This window comes from Seonamhaeicola marinus (assembly GCF_008085455.1).
Genome location: NZ_VSDQ01000107.1, coordinates 30,915 through 57,172, shown reverse-complemented (window position 1 = coordinate 57,172; position 26,258 = coordinate 30,915). Strand labels below are relative to the sequence as shown.

General features: G+C 32.8%; 21 protein-coding genes. 10 read left to right on the top strand and 11 right to left on the bottom strand.

Translation table 11 applies throughout. The features are described from left to right. Positions 1-228 precede the first annotated feature (228 nt). From FUA24_RS00885 to FUA24_RS00850, 9 genes are all read left to right on the top strand, one after another. Positions 229-2,181: a peptidylprolyl isomerase gene (locus FUA24_RS00885; protein ID WP_148539651.1), complete on the top strand. Its 1,953-nt coding sequence runs from the start codon at positions 229-231 to the stop codon at positions 2,179-2,181. Between the two features lie 42 nt (positions 2,182-2,223). After that, on the top strand, positions 2,224-3,033 hold the full coding sequence (locus FUA24_RS00880) for a peptidyl-prolyl cis-trans isomerase (protein WP_148539650.1): 810 nt from the start codon (positions 2,224-2,226) through the stop codon (positions 3,031-3,033). Then, complete coding sequence (locus FUA24_RS00875) at positions 3,017-4,453, top strand: peptidylprolyl isomerase (RefSeq protein ID WP_317131912.1); 1,437 nt, start codon at positions 3,017-3,019, stop codon at positions 4,451-4,453. Before FUA24_RS00880 ends, FUA24_RS00875 begins: the two co-directional genes overlap by 17 nt. Positions 4,454-4,457: 4 nt before the next feature. Next, complete coding sequence (locus FUA24_RS00870) at positions 4,458-5,411, top strand: AAA family ATPase (protein ID WP_148539648.1); 954 nt, start codon at positions 4,458-4,460, stop codon at positions 5,409-5,411. Positions 5,412-5,431: 20 nt separating this feature from the next. Beyond that, positions 5,432-5,617, top strand: a complete 186-nt coding sequence (locus tag FUA24_RS00865) for a hypothetical protein (protein ID WP_148539647.1) — start codon at positions 5,432-5,434, stop codon at positions 5,615-5,617. Next, positions 5,598-6,725 carry an acyltransferase family protein gene (locus FUA24_RS00860; RefSeq protein ID WP_148539646.1) on the top strand — a complete coding sequence of 376 codons (1,128 nt, stop codon included), beginning with the start codon at positions 5,598-5,600 and terminating at the stop codon, positions 6,723-6,725. The genes FUA24_RS00865 and FUA24_RS00860 overlap by 20 nt, the downstream gene beginning before the upstream one ends. Before the next feature lie 305 nt (positions 6,726-7,030). After that, positions 7,031-9,805 (top strand): bifunctional aconitate hydratase 2/2-methylisocitrate dehydratase, encoded by a 2,775-nt coding sequence (locus tag FUA24_RS00855; protein ID WP_148539645.1) that lies wholly within the window; start codon positions 7,031-7,033, stop codon positions 9,803-9,805. A 293-nt stretch (positions 9,806-10,098) separates the two neighbouring features. Beyond that, entirely contained in the window at positions 10,099-10,227 is a 129-nt protein-coding gene (locus FUA24_RS26025) for a hypothetical protein (RefSeq protein ID WP_262713596.1), read from the top strand. Positions 10,228-10,554: 327 nt separating this feature from the next. Further along, a complete protein-coding gene (locus FUA24_RS00850) occupies positions 10,555-12,822 on the top strand; it encodes an aconitate hydratase (RefSeq protein ID WP_148539644.1) in 2,268 nt (755 codons plus the stop codon). 104 nt (positions 12,823-12,926) lie between these two features. Here FUA24_RS00850 and FUA24_RS00845 read toward each other — a convergent pair whose 3' ends face one another. The 3 genes from FUA24_RS00845 to FUA24_RS00835 all read right to left on the bottom strand — a co-directional run bounded on the left by FUA24_RS00845 (position 12,927) and on the right by FUA24_RS00835 (position 15,028). Next, entirely contained in the window at positions 12,927-13,250 is a 324-nt protein-coding gene (locus tag FUA24_RS00845; protein ID WP_148539643.1) for a YtxH domain-containing protein, read from the bottom strand. Between the two features lie 144 nt (positions 13,251-13,394). Further along, a complete protein-coding gene (locus FUA24_RS00840; protein WP_148539642.1) occupies positions 13,395-14,132 on the bottom strand; it encodes a GldM family protein in 738 nt (245 codons plus the stop codon). A 71-nt stretch (positions 14,133-14,203) separates the two neighbouring features. Next, positions 14,204-15,028, bottom strand: a complete 825-nt coding sequence (locus tag FUA24_RS00835; protein ID WP_148539641.1) for an alpha/beta hydrolase — start codon at positions 15,026-15,028, stop codon at positions 14,204-14,206. Positions 15,029-15,282: 254 nt separating this feature from the next. Between FUA24_RS00835 and mazG the strand changes: the two genes are divergently transcribed. Next, positions 15,283-16,056: a nucleoside triphosphate pyrophosphohydrolase gene (gene mazG, locus FUA24_RS00830; protein WP_148539640.1), complete on the top strand. Its 774-nt coding sequence runs from the start codon at positions 15,283-15,285 to the stop codon at positions 16,054-16,056. 93 nt (positions 16,057-16,149) lie between these two features. Here mazG and FUA24_RS00825 read toward each other — a convergent pair whose 3' ends face one another. The 8 genes from FUA24_RS00825 to FUA24_RS00790 all read right to left on the bottom strand — a co-directional run bounded on the left by FUA24_RS00825 (position 16,150) and on the right by FUA24_RS00790 (position 26,161). After that, positions 16,150-18,150 (bottom strand): DUF349 domain-containing protein, encoded by a 2,001-nt coding sequence (locus FUA24_RS00825; protein ID WP_148539639.1) that lies wholly within the window; start codon positions 18,148-18,150, stop codon positions 16,150-16,152. Positions 18,151-18,292: 142 nt separating this feature from the next. Continuing rightward, on the bottom strand, positions 18,293-18,568 hold the full coding sequence (locus FUA24_RS00820; RefSeq protein WP_148539638.1) for a hypothetical protein: 276 nt from the start codon (positions 18,566-18,568) through the stop codon (positions 18,293-18,295). Between the two features lie 2 nt (positions 18,569-18,570). Beyond that, positions 18,571-19,317: a shikimate dehydrogenase family protein gene (locus FUA24_RS00815; protein ID WP_148539637.1), complete on the bottom strand. Its 747-nt coding sequence runs from the start codon at positions 19,315-19,317 to the stop codon at positions 18,571-18,573. After that, complete coding sequence (locus FUA24_RS00810) at positions 19,314-20,330, bottom strand: DUF368 domain-containing protein (protein ID WP_148539636.1); 1,017 nt, start codon at positions 20,328-20,330, stop codon at positions 19,314-19,316. Before FUA24_RS00810 ends, FUA24_RS00815 begins: the two co-directional genes overlap by 4 nt. Beyond that, positions 20,330-21,250, bottom strand: a complete 921-nt coding sequence (locus FUA24_RS00805; RefSeq protein ID WP_148539635.1) for a DUF368 domain-containing protein — start codon at positions 21,248-21,250, stop codon at positions 20,330-20,332. The genes FUA24_RS00810 and FUA24_RS00805 overlap by 1 nt, the downstream gene beginning before the upstream one ends. 57 nt (positions 21,251-21,307) lie before the next feature. Then, entirely contained in the window at positions 21,308-22,693 is a 1,386-nt protein-coding gene (locus FUA24_RS00800; protein ID WP_148539634.1) for a tetratricopeptide repeat protein, read from the bottom strand. A 154-nt stretch (positions 22,694-22,847) separates the two neighbouring features. Next, entirely contained in the window at positions 22,848-24,029 is a 1,182-nt protein-coding gene (locus tag FUA24_RS00795) for an aspartate aminotransferase family protein (RefSeq protein WP_394344175.1), read from the bottom strand. Then, positions 24,029-26,161, bottom strand: a complete 2,133-nt coding sequence (locus tag FUA24_RS00790) for an OstA-like protein (protein ID WP_187388121.1) — start codon at positions 26,159-26,161, stop codon at positions 24,029-24,031. The genes FUA24_RS00795 and FUA24_RS00790 overlap by 1 nt, the downstream gene beginning before the upstream one ends. Positions 26,162-26,258 lie beyond the last annotated feature (97 nt).

Genomic DNA, 26,258 nt, shown 5'->3' with positions numbered 1-26,258 from the left:
AATATTAGTATCTTTTTAGTGTTAATTCGTTACTAAAATTAATGCTTTTTTATTAATATTTTTCAAGTGTAAAGAGAAACTACTATAATGTATATCTTTTCCAAAGTAAAGTAGTTAAATTTTAAAGAAAGAAAAGGCTAGAACATTATGCTTAAGGCAATGTTAAACCACTTGCATAATAGCTTTATATTAGTATTTTTGTAGCCACCTGAATAATTCACTTAATCCATGAAAATAAAATATTTCCTCACATTTATTACAGTGTTATTTGTAATATCAATTGAAGCGCAGTCGTCTGAAGATGAGGTGCTTTTTTCGGTAGCAGGAGACCCCATTTATGTTTCAGAATTTTTAAGAGTTTATAACAAAAATTTGGATTTGGTTCAGGACGCTTCTCAAAGAGATGTGGATGAATATTTAAAACTGTTTACAACGTACAAGTTAAAGTTAAAAGAAGCCAAATCTTTAAAATTAGATGAAAAACCTAGCTATATAAAGGAACTTGGTAATTACAAAAAGCAGTTAGCAAATAGCTACATTAGGGATTCCAAAATTTCGGATGCCTTGGTTGCAGAGGCTTATCAGAGAATCTCTCAAGATATTAATGCAAATCATATTTTGATTAAAGTGGCCGAAAATGCCAATCCACAAGATACTCTTGTAGCCTATAATAGGTTATTAAAGTTAAGAGAACGCGCATTAGCAGAAGGTTTCGATAAAGTTAGAAAAGAAGTACATAACGGTAGAACAGTTTTTGGGGAGGAATTGGGGTATTTTACTGGTTTTAGAATGGTGTATAAGTTTGAAAATGCTGCTTTTAATACGCCAGTTGGAGAGATTTCAATGCCCTTTAGAACACGGTTTGGATACCATATTGTTAATGTACTTGATAAAAGAAAGTCTAGAGGAGAGCGCACTGTAGCCCATATAATGATGGTTAGTAAAAAAGGTGATACACTTACAAAGCCAGAAGAACGCATTCAGGAAATTTATAATAAGCTGAAACAAGGTGAGGAATTTGAGGCCTTGGCAAAACAATTTTCGGATGATAAAAACTCAGCTTCCAGAGGAGGTAAGTTAGCGCCATTCTCTAGCGGGCAAATAAGAGCAAAGAAGTTTGAAGATATGGCATTTAGTTTGGAAAACGAAGGGGATGTTTCAGAACCGTTTCAATCACAATTTGGTTGGCATATTGTAAAACTTCTAAATAAAAAGTTAATACCTCCATTTGAAGATATGAAACCTGAGTTGGAGGGGAAAGTAAAACGAGACGACCGTTCTAAGCTTATTGATGAGGCGCTTTATTCATCACTTAAAAAACAATATGGTGTAAATGAAAACCAAAAGGCATTAGACTACTTTCAATCCATATTAAACGATACTTACTTTAAAAGAAGCTGGACCTTACCTGAAGATTTTAAGGCTACTGAAAATCTTGTAAAAATTGGTAACAGGCAATTTAAATACAGTGACTTTGGAGCGTATTTAATGGCTAAACAAAAAGGAAGAGTTATTAAAAAACCTTTAAAAGCTTTTACCAAAACCAATTACGAGACTTTTTTAAATGAAAATCTAATAAAATACAAAGAAGCTAATTTAGAGAAAGAGAATGAAGAGTATGCACACATACTAAATGAATATAGAGATGGTTTACTTTTGTTTGACTTAATGGAAAATACCATTTGGAATGCTGCGAAGACAGATTCTTTAGAAATAAAGGATTATTACACCAAGCACAAAACATCATATACAAGCCCTAAGAAAATTGATGCAGTTGTGGCTTCCTCCTCAAAACAAAAAGTACTTAAAAAGGTTGCAAAACTATTAGAAAAAGGTACCAATATCGATACTATCAAGAAACAGATAAATAGTAAAGAAACAACAGATGTTATTTTTACTATCGATATTATGGATGCTTCTAATCAAGTGCTACCAAAAGATATTTTATTCAAAAAAGGTATTTCAGAAATATACAAACATAACAAAGGATACGTTATTGTAGATATTAAGGAGGTATTGCCCCAATTACAGAAAAGTTTTGAAGAAGCTAAGGGGCATGTTATAAGTGATTATCAGACCTATAAAGAAGATAACTGGGTAAATACTTTAAAAGAAAAATACCCTATAAAAATTAACAAAGAGGTTTTAAAAAAGGTAAAATCTCAGATAAAAAAGCAATAGGTGCAAAATAAGTTCGTCATCTTAATTCTAGTTCTTTTTTTTATGTCTTGTGATTTTTTTAAAAAATCAGAGGAACAAACAGCTATTGCCCGAGTTAATGAATCCTATTTATTTGAAGAAGATATAAAAGACTTGCTTACAGCCGAAACAAGCAAAGCAGATAGCACGCTTATTGTACAGAATTATATAAATCGTTGGGCTACACAACAACTTTTATTAGATGGTGCTTTAGTTAATTTAAATGAAACCAAACAAGAGGCTTTTAACAAACTTGTGAGTCAGTATAAAACTGACTTATATACCAAAGCGTATATGGAAGCTTTAGTTAAACGTAGTATTGATACCGTAGTGACTTCTACTGAAGCTCAAGATTATTACAGTAACAACAAAGAAGCATTTAAATTAAATGAGGAGCTCATAAAATTTAGGTATATTCATGTTAGTGAAGAGATTAATGATTACGATATCATTGAGGAGAAGTTTAAGCGTTTTGAAGGTTCGGATAAAACAGAATTAGATTCAATATCCATTCAGTTTAATGCATATTCTTTAAATGATTCTATTTGGATTAGGTTTAGTCAAGTACTAGAAAAAATACCTGTAGTAACTCCCGAAAATAAATCAGAACTGTTAAAAAAATCTAATTTTGTGCAACTCAAAGATTCATTAGGAGTATATTTGATGCAAATTAATGATGTGCTGTTAAGAAATGATGCTGCACCATTAGAATATGTAAAGCCTACAATAGACCAAATAGTTATTAATAAAAGAAAACTAGAGCTTATTAGGCAGTTAGAAAAAGATATTACGAAAGATGCTATTAAAAACAAACAATTTGAAATTTATAAATAATTCAAAAACAATAAAGGTTTTATTTGTTGCCTTACTTACCTTAAATGTGCTTTCTGCACAGGAAATAATAGAAGAAAAGAAAGAGGAAAAGCCCGTAGAGAAGAAGGATAGTGTATTAAGCACTTTCAATGCTGTTAAAGTTGATGGTGTGGCGTCGGTTGTGGGTGATTTTATTATTCTAGAATCTGATGTTCCAAAAGAACGGGAGCAAATTATAGCAGCAGGAGGTAATCTTGATGGTGTTTCAGATTGTGAACTAATGGGGTCTTTGTTAGAGAATAAGTTGTATGCTCACCACGCCATTCAGGATAGTATTCAAGTATCTGATGTGGAAATTAGAGGACAGGTAGATTATCAAGTTCAACAGTTTTTACAATACTTTGGCGGATCTATGGATAAGCTTTTAAAGTATTACAAGAAAGAAGATGAACAGAGTTTTAGAGATGAAATGTTCGAGATAAACAAGAACAATCAATTAGCCTCTAAAATGCAAGCAAAAATAGTTGAGGAAGTTGAAGTTACTCCAGAAGAAGTTCGCGAATATTTTGATAAAATTCCAAAAGACAAGCGTCCAACGTTTGGAACAGAATTAAAGGTGTCTCAAATTGTTGCTATTCCTAAGGCTTCTGAAGAAGAAGAGAAAAGAATTATAGAAAGACTTAAAGGTTTCAAGGAAGATGTTATGGTTAGAGGAGCTAGCTTTAGATCCAAAGCGGTTCTATATGGAGAAGATCCCGGTCTTAAGCAATCTGGTTATATTTATACTTTAGATAGAAAAAAACCAAGAATGGTTAAGGAATTTAGACAAGCCGCTTTTGCTTTACAAGAGGGAGAAGTATCTGAGCCGTTTAAAACTGATTTTGGTTATCATATAGTTTATTGTCAAAAAATAAAAGGTCAAAAGTATGATATATGCCATGTACTTATGAAACCTAAAGTTTCTAACAGTGCCATTAAGGAAGCTAAGGAAAGATTAGAAAAGGTAAGACAGCGTATTACAGACGGAGAAATATCCTTTGCAGAAGCTGCTAAAGAAGCTAGTGATGAGGAGGAAACTAGAAAAGATGGTGGAAAGCTTATAAATCCTGAAACACAAGATTACAATTTTGAATTAACAAGAATGGATACTGAGTTGTATTCGCAAATTCAAAACTTAAAAGATAATGACATAAGTTTAGTTTTAACTGAGCAAGACAGATCTGGAGATACTAAATTTAAAATTTTAATGGTTACTGATAGAATTGACGAGCATAAAGCAGATTATGCTAGAGATTTTCTTAAAATAAAAGAATTAGCTCTTAAGGAAAAACAATTAAGAGCAATTGAAGATTGGCAATCCGAAAAGATATTAGACACCTATATAAAAGTAAGTGGAAAATATAGAGAATGTGATTTTTCTGGTAACTGGTTAAAAAAGTAAATTTATGTCTGATGTAGCAGCAATTGAACAATTTGTAAAAAAGTATAAAGCATTAAAGCAAGAAATTGCTAAAGCTATTGTCGGACAAGACGAAGTAGTTAGTCAGATATTAATTTCTATATTTTCAGGAGGACATTCATTGTTAATCGGCGTTCCTGGTTTGGCTAAAACCTTAATGGTAAATACGATTGCTCAAGCCTTAGGTTTAGACTTTAAGCGAATACAGTTTACACCAGATTTAATGCCTAGTGATATTTTAGGTAGTGAAATACTGGACGAGGACAGACACTTTAAGTTTGTTAAAGGCCCTATTTTTGCTAATATTATATTAGCAGATGAGATAAATAGAACACCTCCTAAAACTCAAGCTGCCTTATTAGAAGCAATGCAGGAAAGAGCAGTGACAGTTGCAGGACATCATTACAAATTAGATTTACCCTATTTTGTATTGGCCACACAAAACCCTATTGAACAAGAGGGAACTTATCCACTTCCAGAAGCCCAGTTAGACAGATTTATGTTTGCTATAAATTTAGAATACCCTTCTTTTGAAGAAGAAGTAGAAGTGGTAAAAGCTACAACTAATAATGATAAGCCAACAATAAATGCGTTGTTTACAGCAGACGAAATAACTAATTTTCAACAGGTAATACGAAGAATACCCGTAGCTGATAACGTAATCGAGTATGCCGTTAGAATGGTTGGTAAAACAAGACCAAATAGTGAATCTGCTGCAGATTTAGTTAAGCAATACATAGATTGGGGAGCAGGACCAAGAGCTTCTCAAAACCTTATTTTAGCCGCTAAAACCCATGCAGCTATACATGGCAAATTTTCACCAGATATTGAAGATGTCCAAGCAGTTTCACAGAGTATACTTCGTCATAGAATTATAAAAAATTACAAAGCTGAAGCAGAAGGTATTACTGAAAATCAAATTATTACAAGTTTGTTTTAGTGAATTTAAAGGCCTTCATAATGCCCATTATTATATTTCTTATAGGTTGGGCAATGACTTACATTGGAGCGCTCTTTAAGGTTATTCATTTTGAAATTTACTATTTAACGGGAAACAGAATACTAATTTTGGCTACTGTTATTAAAGTCACTGCAATTGCAATAGCTATTTTTAAATTATTCCAATATGCTAGAAAAGCAAGCTAGAATTTTTGGTTTAGATGTGCTTCGTGCCCTAGCAATTCTTTTAGTTGTTGTTTCTCATGCTACCTTCTTACTGTTCGATGAAAATATCCCTTTAGTGGTTACGGTTATAAGAACATTGGGAGCGGTAGGAGTGGACTTATTTTTTGTATTAAGTGGTTATTTAATAGGAGGTATCTTATACAATAAAGTAGTTTTAAGTGAATTTAAATTAGACGATTTATTTAAATTTTGGAAAAGACGTTGGTATAGAACTCTTCCGGTGTACTTTGTTACTTTAGTTTTAAACATTCTTTTGCTTCTAATTTTAGGTGACTTTCAAATAGGTAGTAAAGTGTGGTTCTACATGGTGTTTTTACAAAACTTTTCAGGAGCTCATCCGGACTTTTTTACGGAAGCATGGAGTCTATCCATTGAAGAATACGCATATATTTTTCTGCCCCTTATTTTCTTTTTAGCTCTATACCTTTTCAAGCTTAAAAATAAAAGAAGAGTTTATCTAGTAACTACACTTTTAATCATTGTTGTTTTAGCTCTTTTTAAGTGGCAGTTCTATATTTCTTCAACCATTGAAAGTTATTCCGAATGGAGTGCTGCTTTCAGAAAAGTTCTTATTTACAGGTTAGACAGTGTTTATTATGGTTTCTTATTGCTATATATTACCAAGGTATACGCTTCTCTTATTCATAAGTTTAAAACTGTGTTATTTGTGATTGGAGTAGTTTTATTTCTAAGTTTACATATGGCAATATTCTTGCTGGAAATAGAACCCAATACACATCTTTGGTTTTATACTTTCATCTATTTACAAGGCGTATGTATTAGTTTAGTCTTACTTTTTCCTTGTTGTATAAGCTTAAATTCTAATAAAGTAAAACTAAAAGAGATTGTGTATTTTATGAGCACAAGATCTTATTCAATTTACCTATTAAATTATTCTTTAATACTCTTAAGTATTAAACGGTTAATACAGTTAAATACGCTCTCCTTTGAAGAAAGAATGCTTGTAGTGATTTGTTTTTTAATCATTACACTTTTCACTGCCAATATCCTATATACGCATCTGGAAAAGCCAATTTTACAGTTTAGAGACAGAAAAATCTCTAGATAAAAGTTCATTTTGAAGAAATACTATTTAGTGTATGCGGATAGAACTTTACGATTTACTCAAAACATTAGTTTATTTTGATAATTATATGATAGGTTTTTTAATGAATTATTAAATTTTGAAATAAATTTTGTTAAAATGTTAATCATTTGATTTAATAATAGCACTATAATAATTAAGTATAAATACTTATTCTTAACTCATTTTAAGTTTTAAATCTTTGCATTAAATTCGTATTTTGCGCTGCTTTTTGAAATAAAAAATAACAATGCTTTTTTAAGCAATTTAACATTGAAATACTTCATTATATGAACTATAACGATTACATCAAAGAAATCGAAGAAAGAAAAGCTCAGGGCCTACACCCTAAGCCAATTGATGGGGCTGAATTATTAAGCGATATCATTTCGTTAATAAAAGATTCTGGTAATGCCCATAGAGAGGAAGCTCTTAAATTCTTTATTTATAACACATTACCTGGAACAACAAGTGCAGCAGGTGTTAAAGCAAAGTTTTTAAAAGAAATCATTCTTGGTGAATCTGTGGTTGCTGAAATTACTCCTGCTTTTGCATTTGAGCAATTATCACATATGAAAGGTGGGCCTTCAATAGAAGTATTGTTAGATCTAGCATTAGGTAACGATGAAGCTATAGCTGAAGAGGCCGCTAAAGTGTTAAAAACACAAGTATTCTTATATGAGGCGGATACAGACCGTTTAGAAGATGCAATGAAAGCTGGAAATGCATTAGCTAAAGAGATTATTGAAAGCTATGCACAAGCTGAATTCTTTACTAAACTACCAGAAGTTGATGAAGAAATTGAAATAGTAACATATATCGCTGGAGTTGGAGATATTTCTACAGATTTATTATCTCCTGGTGCAGATGCACATTCACGTTCAGATAGAGAGTTACACGGACAGTGTATTTTTGAGCACAACAAAGACATGCAAAAAGAAGTGTTGGCTTTAAAAGAACAACACCCAGATAAGCGTGTTATGTTAATTGCAGAAAAAGGAACTATGGGAGTTGGGTCTTCAAGAATGTCTGGTGTAAATAACGTGGCATTATGGACAGGTATTTCTTCTAGTCCATATGTACCGTTCATTAATATAGCTCCTGTAATTGCAGGTACAAATGGTATTGCGCCAATTTTCTTAACAACTGTTGGTGTAACAGGAGGTATTGGTATAGACCTTAAAAACTGGGTGACTAAAAAAGACGCTGACGGTAAAACAGTTTACGATGCAGATGGTGAGCCAGTATTAGAACAAGTATATTCGGTAGAAACAGGAACTGTTTTAACTATTAATACTAAAGAAAAGAAACTATATAACGGAGACCAAGAATTAAAAGATATCTCTACAGCATTAACACCACAAAAAATGGAGTTCATTAAAGCTGGAGGTTCTTATGCGGTGGTTTTCGGTAAAAAATTACAAACCTTTGCTTGTAAGGCTTTAGGTATTGACGTACCTCAAGTATATGCACCTTCTAAAGAAATTTCTATTGAAGGGCAAGGTTTAACGGCTGTTGAAAAAATCTTCAACAAAAATGCTGTTGGAACAACTCCAGGTAAAACATTACATACAGGATCTAACGTTCGTGTTGAAGTAAACATTGTAGGATCTCAAGATACAACTGGATTAATGACTTCTCAGGAGTTAGAAATGATGGCTGCAACAGTGGTTTCTCCTATAGTTGATGCAAGTTACCAATCTGGTTGTCACACCGCTTCAGTTTGGGATGATAAGTCTAAAGCTAACATTCCTAGATTAATGAAGTTTATGAATGACTTCGGATTAATTACTGGTCGTGATCCTAAAGGGAAATATTTCCCAATGACAGATGTAATCCACAAAGTATTAAATGATATTACAGTAGATGATTGGGATATTATTATTGGTGGAGATTCACACACACGTATGTCTAAAGGTGTAGCGTTCGGTGCGGATTCAGGAACCGTGGCATTAGCTTTAGCAACTGGTGAGGCTACAATGCCAATTCCAGAGTCGGTAAAAGTAACCTTTAAAGGAAACATGAGAAGCTTCATGGATTTCCGTGATGTGGTACATGCAACTCAGCAGCAAATGTTAAAGCAATTTGGTGGTGAAAACGTATTCCAAGGTCGTATCATTGAGGTGCATATTGGTACATTAACATCAGATCAAGCCTTTACGTTTACAGACTGGACGGCAGAAATGAAAGCTAAAGCATCTATCTGTATTTCAGAAGATGAAACCCTAATAGAATCTTTAGAAATTGCTAGAGACCGTATCCAAATCATGATTGATAAAGGTATGGATAACGAAAAGCAAGTGCTTAAAGGTCTTGTTGATAAAGCCAATACAAGAATTACTGAGGTTAAAACAGGAATCAAACCAGCGTTAAAACCAGATGCGAATGCGAAGTATTATGCAGATGTGGTGATTGACTTAGATGAAATTGCTGAGCCAATGATTGCAGATCCAGATGTAAATAACGAAGATCCTTCAAGACGTTACACGCACGATACTATCAGACCGTTATCATATTACGGTGGTACTAAACAAGTAGATTTAGGGTTTGTAGGATCTTGTATGGTTCACAAAGGCGATATGAAGATATTAGCACAAATGCTTAAAAATATTGAAGCACAACAAGGTGAAGTGGTGTTTAAAGCACCATTAGTAGTTGCGCCACCAACATACAACATTGTAGATGAGTTAAAAGAAGAAGGAGACTGGGAAGTATTAGAAAAGTATTCAGGATTTGTATTTAATGATGATGCACCAAAAGGAGCAGCACGTACTAAATATGAAAACATGTTGTACTTAGAACGTCCAGGGTGTAACCTTTGTATGGGTAACCAAGAAAAGGCGGAACCAGGAGATACTGTGATGGCTACGTCTACACGTTTATTCCAAGGACGCGTGGTAAAAGATGCTGAAGGTAAAAAAGGAGAGTCTTTATTATCATCGACACCTGTAGTAGTATTATCAACTATTTTAGGAAGAACCCCTACTATGGAAGAATACGAAGCGGCTGTAGAGGGTATTGTATTAACAAAGTTTAAACCTTCTCAAAAGCAATTAGTTATATAATCATTTAGATTATTTTATCATATTCTCTAAAAGTCCGAGTTTTTTAAGCTCGGACTTTTTGTTTTTTAATATCGCGGTACTGTCACTTCGAGTGATTCAGAAGCATGAGGAATTGTATCGAGAAGTTGGGCGCCTGTCTACCTGCGATATCCCAGGCAGGTTCCCTTAATACCTACAAGGTTTCAAAACCTTGCAGGAAATAGGTCGGGCTTTCCGCTATATCTTTTTTTTAGCCTCATTGTGAGGAGGTAGCACGTGGCAATCTGTTAATTTGTAGTCCAATTTAAACCTTAATGCTTCTTTACAAAAAAAAGGATGCCGCTTCAATCCCTAAAGCTGTTGTACTTGCTAAAAGCCTATCCTATTTAGAAGGTCGTGTCTTTATGTTAATTCACAGAATTGAAGATCAAGGCGGAGCATAGCTAAAGAAAAGCGTCAACATCAATAGAACATCGCGAGTATGTCTCGAGTTTTCAAGCTAGTTATCATCTAGAAATACTGATGATGAAAATAATCTGGTAAGGTATGATGTTTTGTTTTTGCTAGGAAATATACTTTCAATTAGAACAGTGTTTTAAATCTCAGTAGTTCATCAGGGCAAAATGGATATAATGGAGGTAATGATTAAATAGATTTTACCAAATCTAAAATAAAAGAACTCTATTTCATTCAGTTTAAAACGATTTGCGAATTTCGTATATTAGTGAGCCTATAAAAATAAAGCATTAAACATTAAATAGATACAGCTTATGACATTCGATATCGAAATGATAAAAGGAGTTTACGCGAGAATGAAAGCACGCGTAGATGCCGCCCGAGAGGTTGTTGGAAAACCACTAACACTCTCTGAAAAAATATTATATAATCACCTTTGGGACGGAGCACCAACCCAAGCTTTTGAAAGAGGTAAAGACTATGTGGATTTTGCACCAGATAGAATTGCATGTCAAGATGCCACAGCGCAAATGGCTTTATTGCAATTTATGCAAGCTGGGAAAAAGAAGGTTGCTGTTCCAACTACCGTACATTGTGACCATTTAATACAAGCAAAAGAAGGCGCTGCAAAAGATTTAAAACGTGCCAATGATGTGAGTAGTGAGGTATTTGATTTTTTAGAGTCTGTATCTGATAAATACGGTATCGGTTTCTGGAAGCCAGGAGCGGGTATTATTCACCAAGTAGTATTAGAAAACTATGCATTTCCAGGAGGAATGATGATTGGTACGGATTCACATACGGTTAATGCCGGAGGGTTAGGAATGGTTGCCATAGGAGTTGGAGGAGCAGATGCGGTAGATGTAATGGCTGGTATGGCTTGGGAATTAAAATTTCCTAAGTTAATAGGGGTGAAGTTAACAGGTAAGTTGTCTGGTTGGACCGCACCTAAAGATGTCATTTTAAAAGTTGCTGAGATTCTTACGGTAAAAGGGGGAACTGGTGCTATCGTTGAATATTTTGGACCAGGAGCAATAGCAATGTCTTGTACTGGAAAAGGGACTATTTGCAATATGGGTGCTGAAATAGGTGCAACAACTTCAACATTCGGTTATGATGACTCTATGGACCGCTATTTAAGAGCTACAGACAGAGAAGGTGTAGCAGATGCAGCTAATGAAGTAAAAGATTATTTAACGGCAGATCCTGAGGTATATGCAAATCCAGAGCAATACTTTGACCAAGTGATTGAAATTAATTTATCTGAGTTAGGGCCCTTATTAAACGGACCATTCACACCAGATTTATCCACTGAAGTTGGTTCGGATATGACCAAAAGGGCTACTGAAAATGAATGGCCCTTAAAAGTAGAGTGGGGGCTTATAGGATCCTGTACGAACTCCTCATATGAAGATTTATCAAGAGCTTCATCTATTGCTCAACAGGCACTAGATAAAAACTTAAAGACCAAAGCAGAATTTGGTATCAATCCAGGGTCTGAACAAGTGCGTTATACAGCGGAACGCGATGGTATTTTAGAGGTTTTTGAAAAGCTAGATGCCACTATATTTACAAACGCTTGTGGACCATGCATAGGGCAGTGGGCGCGTTATAGTGACCCGAAGAATGCACCTAAAAACAGTATTGTACACTCGTTTAATAGAAACTTTGCTAAACGTGCTGATGGTAATCCAAATACACATGCTTTTGTGGCGTCTCCTGAGTTAACCGCTGCAATAGCCATTGCTGGACGTTTAGACTTTAATCCTTTAACGGATAAGCTTATTAATGAAGATGGTGAAGAAGTGATGTTAGATGAACCAACAGGATGGGAATTACCGCCAAAAGGGTTTGATGTAAAAGATAATGGTTATTTGGAGCCAGTTGAAGATGGAAGCGGCGTTAACGTTGTTGTAAAAGAAGATTCAGAACGGTTACAGTTACTAACGCCTTTCGTACCCCTTGGAGATACTATTACAGGTGCTAAACTATTAATCAAAGCTTTTGGAAAATGTACTACAGATCATATATCTATGGCTGGACCTTGGCTGCGTTATAGAGGACATCTAGATAATATTGCGAATAACACATTAATTGGTGCAGTTAATGCGTTTAATAAACAAACAAACTTTGTTAAAAACCAATTAACAGGACAGTATGGTGGTGTGCCAGATGTGCAACGCGCCTACAAAGCAGCGGGTGTTAAAACTGTTGTTATTGGGGATCATAATTATGGTGAGGGATCATCAAGAGAGCACGCAGCTATGCAACCACGTCATTTAGGAGTTGCAGCGGTTATAGTAAAATCTTTTGCTCGTATTCATGAGACAAACCTTAAAAAACAAGGTATGTTAGGATTGACTTTTGCCAATGAAAATGATTACGATTTAATTCAGGAAGATGATACTTTCAACTTTTTAGATTTAAACGAGTTTGCTCCAGGCAAGCCCTTAACTGTTGAGGTTGTTCATGCTGATGGTAGTAAAGATACAATTTCCTTAAATCACACCTATAATGATTCTCAAATTGAATGGTTTAAAGAAGGTTCAGCTTTAAATTTGATTAAAAAGCAAAATGCTTAACAATAAGAAGCATTTAAATAAAGAAAAACCAACGTTTAAACGTTGGTTTTTTTATTTGTTTTAATTCAACTGTTTTGAATTTATTTCAGTACTAAAGCATTTTACTAGCTCGTTTGCTGTAGTGTTTTATTCTTTTCTTTAAGCTTAGCCAATTGCTTTTCTAAAAATGTAATGGCTTCTTCGGTTTTATAACTTGCTTTAGAAGCAAAGTCTTTCATGTCTTCTTTAAACTTATCTTTTCCAGATTGGGCTGCTTTAGAAACATCCTCCTTTACTTCTTTGAAATCTTCGGTTATCTGGTCTTTAATTTCCTTACCTTCTTTTTTTAACTTATCTCTTGTTATTTTTCCTTTTTCAGGTGCTAATAATACACCAATACCAGCACCTATTAAAGCACCTAGAATTAATGTTCCTTTATTAATTATCATTTCTTTTTCTTTTTTATGTTAGACTTGTTCTACTTGTTTGTAGCAAAAGCTACTTTTTTGTTACAAACAAATTCAGTGCCAGATATTTAAATTAATGGAAGATGCTTTTGTTGGCCTAAGTTTAGTCAGTATTTTGAGTTTCTATCATCTTTCATTCATTATCTCTATATACACTGGAGATGTGCGTTTACCACATCTAAAATATGGAGAATGATATTGGACGTCAAAGATTAATAACTCTTTGCCGGCTTGTAAATCTTTAAGTTTTGAATAAATCTCGGTTGAAATTGAATCTCTGTAGACATGTCTTATTTTTTCATCGGCAATTTTAATTTTATACCCTGAAACTTTGATTTTATAATCCTGATGTAAATTGTATACAAATACTTCAAGTTTAGCATTTTTTAATTCATCAACAGTCATTTTTAGATTTTTACCTGAGTAATTACCTATTTTTAATCTTGGTCTATCAATATTTTCAACTTTAAAAATTATACTATCCGATTTTATATTCAAACCATTAAGAAAGGATTTAACTATTAATGTTTTCCTCCCTAATTTATTGGAGGTACAATTAATTCTGTAATATCCAGTAATGCTTTTAGGAATTAGAGAGTTTTCAGTATCATATAACTGAATACTATCGGTTTTAGAAACATTGATTTTTAAATTATTATAAATCCCTCTATATAATACTTTTGGCGATCTAAGAAATTCAATTATGGGCTTTGCATGAATGTTTTGCCCCAAAATATTCAAAGAAAAAAATAGAAATATAGGTAACAAATACGTTTTCATTTCTAAATGATCAAAAACATAAAACGAAATAGTGTAGTTTAGTATTGTATCTTCTAGAAAATTATAAACCTTGTTAAATTCCAAGATGTATTTTTAATCAGAATTAACCTTTTACTTTTGGGACTTGGAATCACTTGCTTAAGCTAAATTATGCGTTAGTAGTTGTTTAACAACTCTTTAAGCTCATCATAATACTGTTTTGTAAGATGAACACTATGGCCTGCTCCTTTAATTAAGCTACGATTAATTTTATGAGGGTACAGGTCTTTTAAACGTTTAGAATGTTCATCTGGATCAATAATGAAATCTTTTGAACCATGAAAGACCTGAATAGGGCAACTTACATCTGCAAGGAACTTGTAAGAAGGGATTTCATAATCAATTAACCACTCAGGAATTGGTCCCATATTGCTAATAAGATCATTCCAAGAGTAATAAGGGGCTTCTAAAATAAGAAGCTTTGGGGTGTTTTTGGAAGCCGCATAAGTGGCAAAGCCTGTTCCTATTGAGAAGCCTAAAATAATAATATCCTCTTCCTTATATCTGGTAAGCACGTAGTCGTATACTTTTTGAGCATCATTGTAAATTTCAGCTTCTTTTTCATAAAAGCTATCACTTTTGCCATAACCTCTATAATCTACAAATAGGACGTCATAATTGTTTTCAGTATAAATATATGCGCGCTCGCCCCACTCGTGAAGGGCTCCCGCATTACCATGAAAATATAGAATAACACCTTTGCTTATGGAATCAGAGGGAAATAATAAGGCGTTTAGGTTTACATCTTCTTCAACAGGAATATTAATCTCCTCAAAAGGTTGGTCAAAGTGATATATATAGTCCTTATCTAAAACTTTAGGATTAAAGAAGAAGCGTTCTTGTTTTATATATAAAAAAACATAGGCAAAAAGAACTAATAGAAGAAAGAGTGCTAGTATACGTAATAGTCGTCTTCCTATTTTTTTGAAGTTGATTTTCAATTTAAGGCAATTTTTATTAGTACTATTTTGAGTGCTTTAAACTCTAAAATGCGAAGCGTATTTCCATTTGGAATTGCTTTTACACGTGTTTAATAAATTAATATTCATGCAATTTATATTAATTTTCTGATTGGTACAAGTAGCCTTCAGATTTGAAAATATCGAATTTAGGTGTTTGATTTAAAAGGGTATTTTTAAATAAATTATTTTAATTACTAGATTTCAAAAACACTACTTTTACAAAAACTTGTAAAATGAACTCCAGACAAAACCAATTAAAAGCTTTTGACCGACTTTTGACCATTATGGATGAGTTGCGCGAGCAATGTCCGTGGGATAAGAAACAAACCATGGAAACGTTACGCCACTTAACTATTGAAGAAACTTATGAGTTGGGAGATGCAATTTTAGATAATGATTTAGAAGAGGTAAAAAAAGAGCTAGGTGATGTTTTGTTGCACATTGTATTTTATTCTAAAATTGGAAGTGAAACAAATGATTTTGATATAGCTGATGTTTGTAATGAAATCTGTGAAAAATTAATTAATAGGCATCCACATATTTATGGAGATGTTAAGGTTCAAAATGAGGATGATGTAAAGCGTAATTGGGAAAACCTTAAACTAAAGGAAGGTAAAAAGAGTGTATTAGAGGGCGTTCCAAGAAGTTTACCAGCTCTGGTAAAAGCAAATAGGATACAAGAAAAGGTTGCTGGTGTTGGGTTTGATTGGGAAAAGCCAGAACAGGTCTGGGAAAAGCTACAAGAAGAACTACAAGAGTTTCAAGAAGAAATAATTGTTGGTAATAAAGAGGCTATGGAAAGTGAGTTCGGAGATGTCTTATTTTCTATGGTTAATTATGCCAGATTTCTAGATATTAATCCCGAAAATGCTCTTGAACGTACGAATAAGAAATTTAGTAAACGTTTTCAGTATTTAGAGAAAAAAGCTAAGGACTTAAATAAAAGTCTAAAGGATATGACACTTGCTGAAATGGATGTGTTTTGGGAGGAAGCTAAGAAACTTTAAAGAATGTAACGAACATGAGGGATGAGGGATCCTAATTTCTATTTTGTTGTAAGAGGAGATTCTAAGTCAGGCTTGGAATAAAAAAAAGAGCTTTTAATAAAGCTCTTTAATTTTTTGAAGTTTACTTTTCCAAAGTTGGAGTTCTTCTTCGTGTTTGCTTATATTATTTCTAACGTCTTTTACAAGTGGATTGTCGTCATCAACATTTGTGAAGAACTGTAAATTGTTCTCTAACTGATTTATTTTACTCTTAACTTCATCTATTTTCTTTCTAATAAAGTTGCGTTCGTTGTCTAAATCACGCGAGTTTTCGGAAGAATTAATACTATCAAGCCTGTTTTCAAACTTGATCATCTCTACTTCATTTTTCTCAACTTCTAAACTAGAAAATAATTCGTCAACTGCTTTTTGAAACTTACCTTCTATATAGCGTTTGTCATTTGGAACTCTTCCTAAGGCATTCCAACTAGCAATTTGATCTTTAATAATTTGAATTTTATCTTCTTTAGTTCCTTCTAACTTCAAGCTTTTAAGATTGTTTAGCAGATCATTTTTCTTGTTAAAAGCTTCTAAATTTTCCTTATTCGCAGCATTTCTGTTTGCATGTAACTTATCAAAATAAGAATTGCAGGCAGTTTTAAATTGCTTCCAGATTTTGTCACTGTCCTTTCTTGGTACATGACCGATTTTTTTCCAATCCGCTTGAATTTTCTTCATTAAAGGCGTAACCGTATCAAAATCATCACTGTCTTTATTGTCTTCCGCAATTTTAATAAGATCTAATTTTTTTTGCAGATTGGTATATTGTTCTTTCTTTAAGTCCTTATAAAAAGCGTTTTTCTTTCTATTAAATGTTCTAACAGATTCTTTGAACTTTGCCCAAGTATCTTCGTTTACTTTAATAGGTACTTTACCAGCATTAAAGAAGTCATTTCTTAAGCTTTCAATTTCTTTAATCTTCTTTTGCCATCCATTATGCGTATTGGCATCATTTTGCTCAGAAATAGCAACAATATTGGCAATAATTTCTAGTTTTCTTTCAAGGTTCTTTTCATAAACCTTATCTATTTCTTTAAAGTAAACTTGCCTTTTGTCATTTATGACTTTAGTGGCAGCTTTAAAACGATCCCAAACTTCTTCTCTATGCTCTTTACCAACAGGGCCAAGTTCCTCTTTCCACATTTTATGAAGTTCCTGTAACTCTCTAAAAGCACGCATAACATCAGTTTCATTTGCTAATTGTTCTGCACGTTCAATGATCTTAAGCTTCTTTTCTAAATTGTGTTTAAAATCTAAATCGCGTAAATCTCTATTTAAATGAAGGAAATCATAAAAAATTTCAACGTGGTGATGGTAACTATTCCAGGCGTTGTTGTACTTATCTCTTGGAATAGGTCCTGTATTTCGCCAACGTTCTTGTAATTCTTTGAAATGATTATATGTGGTGTTAATGTTTTCATCAACATTTATTAGACCTTTTAACTCTTCAATAATTTCTAGTTTTTTAGCTAGATTATCTTTTAAGCTTTTTTCAATATTTTGATAGTGGTCGTTAAGTTTTTTTCTATAGCCTCTATAAGCTTCTTTATATCGTTTTTGAACAGGAGAGGAATAGTAAAAATCAATTTCATTACCACCTTCGTTTATAAACTCTTCTTTCCTTTCATCTACTAAAGCCTGAAATTTAGTTTTGAAAACGCTGTTTATTTTATCAACATGAGAGCGTATTGCTTGTACCTTTTCATTGTTTAAAAGTTTTTCTAATTCTATAGCTAAAGCTTCTAAAGACATGGTGTCATAGTCTTTCTCTTTTATAGCATGCCTTTCTTTATTACCTTCATCTTCGGCATCTTCGGCATTGGCTTCTTCTATTTCATTTAAAACTTCGTCTTCAGTGCCATTTGAAGGAACCGTTGTTTCATTTTGAATTTCGGTTGTAGATTCCTCAGTAATTTCAACCTCGTTAGACTCATCTTGAGTATCAGCCTGAGAGGCTTCAACTTTTGTCTCTTGAGTTTCCGGAGAAACACTATCTTGGTTTAAACTATTGTTTTCAATTCCTTCTGGATTCTGTAGGTCATTAGTATCAGACATTTTAATAAATGTTAAGGTTCAAAATTGCTTTAGACACTAAAGATACTAACAACTATATTGATTTACAAAGAATAGAATGTTGTTTTAACTTTTAAATAAATTAAAGAAGATTAAAATATGAATGAAAAAGAAAATGGAATACTTAAAATTTTGCAAGGTCTGGAGCCTTTCTATTAAAAATAAATTTGTAGTAAATAAATAGACCTATTACTGTTGGAGTCCAGAATAAGATTGTAAAGGTGATTGAATAAATTACAAGGTATAATAACCATATTCCAAGATAGGTTACCAATTCCGTTTGCCAATATTCTGAAATTAGGTTGTAATCATCTACGAAAATATATAAGCAGTATAAAATAAAACCTAAGACAAAACAGAACTTATAGATTTTATAGGCCTTATTAATTAAATTTTCCACAATTAATCGTTTATATTCCAAATGGACCAAGCTTTTTCAGCTTGTAACTCTAGCATCAGTAATCCATTTATTAAAGTAGCTTGTTTTTGCTTACCATAGTTGAGGAATTTCGTTTCTTGAGGATTATAAATTAAATCGAAAAGTATATGGTTTTCAGTAATACCGTCATAAGGTATATCCGGACAATCTTCTATATTCGGAAATGTGCCTAATGGTGTACAATTTATAATTATGGTATGCTCTTCAATTATTTTTTTTGTTAAAGAATCATAAGTATAGCCAATACCTTCTTTCATTCTTCTGGAAACATATTGAAATTCAATACCCAATTCTCTTAAAGTATAAGCAACTGCTTTACTTGCACCACCTGTTCCTAAAATGAGTGCTTTTTTATGATTAGGCTTAATAAAAGGTTTTAAAGATTCTTTAAAGCCGTAACAATCGGTATTAAAACCAATCAATTTACCATTTTCCGTTAATTTGATTGTATTTACCGCACCTATCTCAGCTGCTTGTTCGTGTATTTCATCAAGGAAAGGCATTACGACTTCTTTATAAGGAATGGTTACATTCATACCTTGTAGGCCTTCTGTTGTTTTTATAAGAGATGGAAAAACGTCAATGGACTCTAGATCAAAGTTATCATATGAGACTCCCGAAATGTTTTCTTTTTCAAACTTTTCTTTAAAGTATGCTCTTGAGAACGAGTATGATATATTTTTACCTAAAAGCCCTAACTTCTTTATCATTTTATTTTCCTTGTTTTTTGTCCGTACCATTCAAGTGCCAATACTATTAAAATTCCGATAATTATAAAACCAATGGCAAAAAAAGTTTCACTATTTAATTCTGGCAAAAATCTTTTATAACTTTCTATTATTTTTTCTCCATTAGAGTCTAAAATGAGAGCGTCATTAACATCTGTTTTAAAAATTGTTTTTTTCCAAGGCCAAACCACACCAAGAGATCCAATTATAAATCCCATTAAAATTGATAGGGTAATGTTTCTATAGTGTTTTAAAACGTAGTTTAGTATATGAGAAAATGTTACCAATCCAGCAACTGAGCCTAAAGTAAAAACAACCAAAACTTTTAACATACGCATACGTTCTATATTGTTTACAAACGAGAAATCTCCTGTAAAAACATCAAGTAAAGTATCGTAAAGGGCATTAACCGAATCTACTAATAAAAGCACATAGTTTCCCATTAAGATTAGAATAAATGAGCCAGATAAGCCAGGAAGTGTCATACCAGAAACACTAATCATTCCACAGAAAAAAACAAAAATTAGATTGTCGTTTTCCTTTGCGGGGTCTAAAAAACTAATACTAACTCCAATAATTATCCCTATGAAAAGTGATACATAGGCTTGGGTGCACCAACCCTTAAAATCTTTACTTATATAATAAATAGAGCCAATAATCATACCAAAGAAAACAGCCCATACGTAAAGTTCATAGTGAATAATAAGGTAATCTAGAAGTTTTGAAATACTAAAATAGCTAATGAGCATTCCAAGAAACAAAAGGCATATGAACCTACCATTAATGTATCTAAAAAAGCTTTTAAACCTTCTATTTATTAAAAGTTTAAAGGCTTTACCATTAAACTTTTGAAGAGAATAAATGAATTCTTCATAAAAGCCAGCAACAAAAGCCACAACACCACCAGAAACTCCAGGAACCTTATTAGCAGCCCCCATTGCCAGTCCTTTTAAGACCAAAAATATTCTGTCTGTTAGTGTTCTCGTGCTTTGCATTATAGCTTTTTAGACCCTAGTCTTTCTAGTACAAAGATAGTCGCAAATCCGATAACTATTAAAACTATGGCTAAAACCAATTGATGATCTCCTTCAAAAGAAAAAGGAGAAACGCTATCTTGAATTAAAGGTGTTTTTTCTCCTTTGGAGTTGGTGTGCCACGAAAGTGTCTTTTTCCATGGCCAAACTCTATTTAGAGAACCCAAAATAAAACCCGTTAGTATTGCCAAAGTTATGTTATGATAACGCTTAAATAACCATTTTAAAACGTGACTAAAACTTAGCAAGCCGATAATTGCTCCTGTTGCAAAAATGATTATTTTTTTAAAATCAAAGTCATGAAGAGCATCGCTTAAGGTTTTATATGCTCCAAGTATAATAAGAATAAAAGATCCTGATATTCCTGGAAGAATCATAGCACAAATAGCTATTGCGCCAGCAATAAATAAAAAGTACTCACCGCTAGTTTCTGATAAAACAGGTAGTGAGGTAATATAATATGCTAGAGCAGTTCCAATAATTAAAAAGACAATAACCCCTAAATTCCATTTAGTAATTTGTTTACCAACAAAATAAATACTAGCTATTATAAGCCCAAAAAAGAAAGACCATATGAGCACAGGGTGATGTTCTAATAGGTACTTTGCTAATCTCATAAAGGATACAAAACTAACAACTACGCCTAACCCCAGAGCTAGAACAAAATTACCATTAGCTTGCTTCCAAAATTCTTTAATACCTTCTTTAAATAATGTTTTAAATAAAGAAGTGTTTATATTGCTTATGGTATTAACCAGTTCTTCATATATTCCGGAAATAAAAGCTATAGTTCCTCCCGATACTCCTGGAACAGCGTCTGCTGCGCCCATTGCGATACCTTTTAGGGATATGATAAGGTAATCTATAAACCGTCTTTGCATTTTTGGATTTTTATTTGAAACCAAAGGTATGTATTTTAATGAAAGAAAAGCACAGTATTAATGCTCTTTTATGATACTTTTTACAAGAATTTTATTCGAAACTTCGGGAAAAAGTTCATCAATAATAAATGAGTATTCCGCATTAAATTTAAGTCCATTTTTTAAATGAAATTTTCCTTTTTCATTTTCTCGTAAGGAAAAATACAATCCTGCTAGCCTATATTCTAATTCGGCATTTTCCGGATAAAATTCTACCGCTTGCTCAAAATTATAAATAGCTGCTTCAGGTTCTCCCAGTTTTATTAGTAAATCTCCTCGTGATAACCATGTATTTAATTCATAATTACCTAATTCAAGTGTTTTTTTAAAACCTTGTTCTGCTTCTTCGTAAAGATTAAGCCGATTATTTATCTGAGAATACAGTTTCCAGTAATTTACATTTTCGGAATCTATGTTTATAGCTTTATTAATGTAATAAAGTGCTTTTTTGAAGTTCTTTTTCTTATTGTAAAATTTTGTAATTGCTATCCAACCTTTATCTAGTAGAGGATCTTCATGAACAGTTTGGTAGTAGTATTGAACGGCCAATTCATCATCCTTTAGTTTTTCATAGCAAGTGCCAATTCTTAAAAGAGCAAAAGAAGTAGGTTCATCTAATTTAAGCGTAATAGTATAATTCTCTATAGCTTCTTCATAGCGTTTTAATTGTTCTAGGACCTTACCTCTTTCTAAATAGGCGCCTACAAAACTATCATCAGATATAATAGCAAAGTCAAAAGCGGTTAGCGCTTTTTGATATTTTTTTAAAACCACATATTGCTTGCCTAGTTGATGCCATGCAACTTCACAGTAAGGATTCTTGTCTAGGAAAATGTTCAGATAAGAAATGGCATCCTCATTTTGATTTAAGAACTCAAAACAATAAATGACATTATATAGGGCAGAATAGTCTTCAATATCTTGTTCTAAACATTTCATAAAATAAACTTTTGCCTCTTCATATTGATCTAAGAAAAGGTATTCCATACCTATTAGAGAATATAAATCTACCAAATCATCAGTAAGGTCAATAGCTTTTTTAAGAACCTCAATAGCCTTTTCATGATTATCTCTTTTTGATAAAATATTAGCCTTTTGAATGTAAACTTCCTCGTTAGTCGGGTCTATACTGTAAAGTTCATTAAGTAAATCTTCAGCTTCAAATAACTTATCTTCGAAGACATGAACTTCTACCTTAAAAAGCCTAAGGTTAATGGAAGTAGGGTGTTGGTCTAAACCTAATTTGATTGCTTTTTTTGCCAATGCAATTTTACCTTGGTTGAGGTAGTGATGAATGATGTTTTCAAATTCTTCTGAATCAAAAAATAAAACATGATTTGTTTTTAACATTGATTCGAACTTAGTAAGGGGCAAATTGTTGTTGTCATCATGACTGAACTCCATAAGCACATTTGTAAGGTTCTACATGATTAAATTTAAGCTTCTATTTGTTTGTTTTTATTTTTTATGCTTAAATGTTTTTAACAAAGTAATGAACAATTGTTTTATACTTTGGTTTCCTTTTGTTTTGAAAATGAATAGTTTATTAGGGATAGCGTTACTTGATTGAATTAAGGGTGTCTAAAATTATGTTACACCCTTTTATTATTTCTTCCTCAGATATTGTTAAAGGTGGGGTAATTCTAACAGCTTTAGGCTCAAAAAGTAACCAAAACAGTATTAAGCCTTGGTCTTGCGCTTTTAATATCAATTGGTTAGTAATATCAGCAGATTCCATTATTAGGGCTAGCATTAGGCCTTTACCCCTAATTTCTTTAATTAATGGATGAATTAGCTGTTTTCTAAAAAGCTTTTCTTTTTCTAACGTTAGTGGAATTAGGTTGCTTTCAGTTACTTCTTTTAGTGTAGCAAGAGCAGAGGCAGCAATTACTGGATGCCCACCAAAAGTTGTAATATGGCCCAGTTTAGGATTATCCATTAACAAATCCATTAAATCAGAAGACGCTGTAAAAGCGCCAATAGGCATACCTCCACCAAGGGCTTTACCAGTAACTAATATGTCTGGAATACAGTTGTAGTGTTCAAAGCCAAAGAGTTTGCCTGTTCTCCCTATTCCCGGTTGTATTTCATCTAAAATTAAGAGTGCGCCAACATCATAGCAACGTTTTCTAACCTTTTCTAAATAGTTATTTGTTGGTTCAATAAAGCCAGCTCCTCCCTGAATCGTTTCTAGAATTACACATGCAGTTTTAGTGGTTATTTTGTTTAGATCTTTTTCGGAATTAAAATCTATAAACCTTACATCGGGTAATAAAGGTCTGAAAGCTTGTTTTCTCTCTTCGAAACCCATGACACTCATGGAACCCATTGTATTGCCGTGATAGGCTTTATTAGCTGAAATAATTTCGCTTCTTCCAGTTGCACGTTTAGCCAATTTTAAAGCACCTTCTATAGCTTCAGTACCAGAATTGGTTAAATATGTTTTTTCTAAAGAAGCTGGTAGGTTATCTGAGAGAAGTTTAGCAAGTTCTACTGCAGGTCTTTGAATGTATTCTCCGTAAACCATTACGTGCATGTACTTGTCAAGTTGTTCCTTTATGGCATTAACAACTTTTGGATGATTGTGTCCCAGTGGCGTAGCGGAAACACCTGCTACAAAGTCTAAAAAGACTATGTTATTTGTATTGTAAATATATGAGCCGTAAGCCCTAGAAATCTCAATACCTAAAGGATGTGGGGTTGTTTGGGCTTGATATTTCAGGAATTGCTTTTCAATCATCAATTTTCGGGTATATTTATTAGCTCAGTATTCTTTATGTAGACATTTTCATTTTTATCAATCCCACCAATAACAACTTTAATTTCGTTGTTTTCATTATTTTTAGTGTAGAATAAAGAGTATTTACTCCAACTAGGTGTAATATTAACAGTTTTGAGACCAACAAAAGTCTTTTCTTCATCAATATCCCTTATTATAATTGATATTTCCGCTTTACCTTTAAGCCAAACGGAGAATTTTACTTTTTTACCAAATGTTCTGTTAGATTGAAACATGTAAGCGTTTTTTTCTGTGTTGGAAATAAGTTGGTAAGCTTTTGTGTTTTTTGAGTCTTTGTAAGTTTTTATGGATAAATTTGTTTTTGTCCAGGTTTTTGAGGAAAATTGATTATTAAATTTTAATAAATTACCTAATAAAGTTTTACTGCTCAAAACAATGTTTTCTGTGGCTCTACTTCCAGCTTGATTAATTCGTTCCAATAAATCCTCATCAAAAAAGTCTTTAGGTGGCACATAATCTTCCAACCCTTTAATCACAGGTAATTCCAGCGGTGGATCTCCTTTAAATAAATTATCAACACTAGTTAAGCGTTCTTCTTCTCGCCAATCAAAACCCTTTAGTATTTTATCACGTTCATCGTATTGTGATTCTGGTGATAAGCTACCATCTACTTGATTTAATCTTGTATATTCTTCGATGGCCCCTTGGTCAAACAAAATGGAAATACTCCCAGATTTTGCTTTATCAATTCCAATTAATTCTTGAAGATCGTTTCTTGCATAGAAAATTGATTGGGCATTCTGAGTGATATCTACTTGTCTTAGTTGATTCTGTTCATTGAAAAGACCTTTTAAACGTTTACCATTGATTTGATTGTATCCAGTTTTACTTACTGTATCTAAACTTATAATAAATGCATTTTCAAATACTAAAAGGGAATCTAGTTTTTCTGTTTTGGGATTGGAGATTAAGTGAATCGTATCTCCTGTCATTTGATTTTCAAGATTCCACATAATAGGTTTTCTGGCGGTAGAAAACTTATCTAAAGAACTAAACTTATTTAAGTTTATTAATTTGGTTAAGCCTGTTTTTTGATTAGAGTGTATAGAATCTGCTTTTCCACAAAGATCTGATTTGTATATTCTTGCATCGTAATAAGCCCGAATAATTCGCTCTTCAGGTTTGCCCGTTACCATTATTTTATCAGCATGAATGTATATAGAATCCTTTTCTTGTACTGTTATAGCTAAAGCTTTCTTGGTTATAAAAACAGAATCTTTTTCTTCTCCCCTAAACACCTCTGCATAATGCCCTTTAATGATGCTTTTATTTATGGTATCTGTTACTTTAATATTGTTTGAAGCTGAAGCAAAATTTCTGGCATTATCAAGGTAAAGACTATCTCCCTCAATAATTCGATCATCGTAGTCAATTCTGGCATTTTTTAAAACATAGCCAGTTTCTTTTTCAGTATCGTAAAACCCTTTTTCACAATAAGTTTCACTTTCAGGAGTAGTAATTGTTGAAGGTCCAAACAAATAAGCATGCCCATTATCAGAATAAAAATCGAAGTAATTAGATTTAATGGTTGAACTATCATTTACCATTACCACATCTTCTACAAACTTAAATTTGTTTTCTTGCATGTAGTGCCGCCCTATTTTACTGGTTATTGTCACAGATGTGTCTTTCACCACGGTACCACCACTTCTGTAAAAAGCTTCTTGTTTAAGTCTGTCAAAATATAATGTATCCGAAGAAACTGTGGTATTGGGGTCTGTTAAAACAACTTCACCTCTAGCCAGAGCCAATTGAGTAATCCCACTATATTCAATATATTTAGAAGTCATGTTTACCGTATCGGCTTGTTTCATTCTCACGTTTCCATAGGCTTCAATAAAATTTTCTTTGCCATAATGAATAGCTCTATCACACCATAATTCTATACTTTCATGGCCAATATGTACTTGTTGTGATTCATCTCTGGTTAGAATTCGAGCTCCGGGATACTTGTCTTCATCAACATTTAACCTACCAGCATATTTAATTTCAATTTTTCTTTTTTCCTGAGCATTTATAGTTAAAATAAAACCAAAGAATAATAAAGAATATATAAGAAGTTGTTTGTTCAAAATTAAAATGTTTGTGACAAAAATAACGATTATTATATTGCGCTATTGCCTTGAAATAAAAAACGCTTCAAAAAAAAATTGAAGCGTTTTCTGTAAT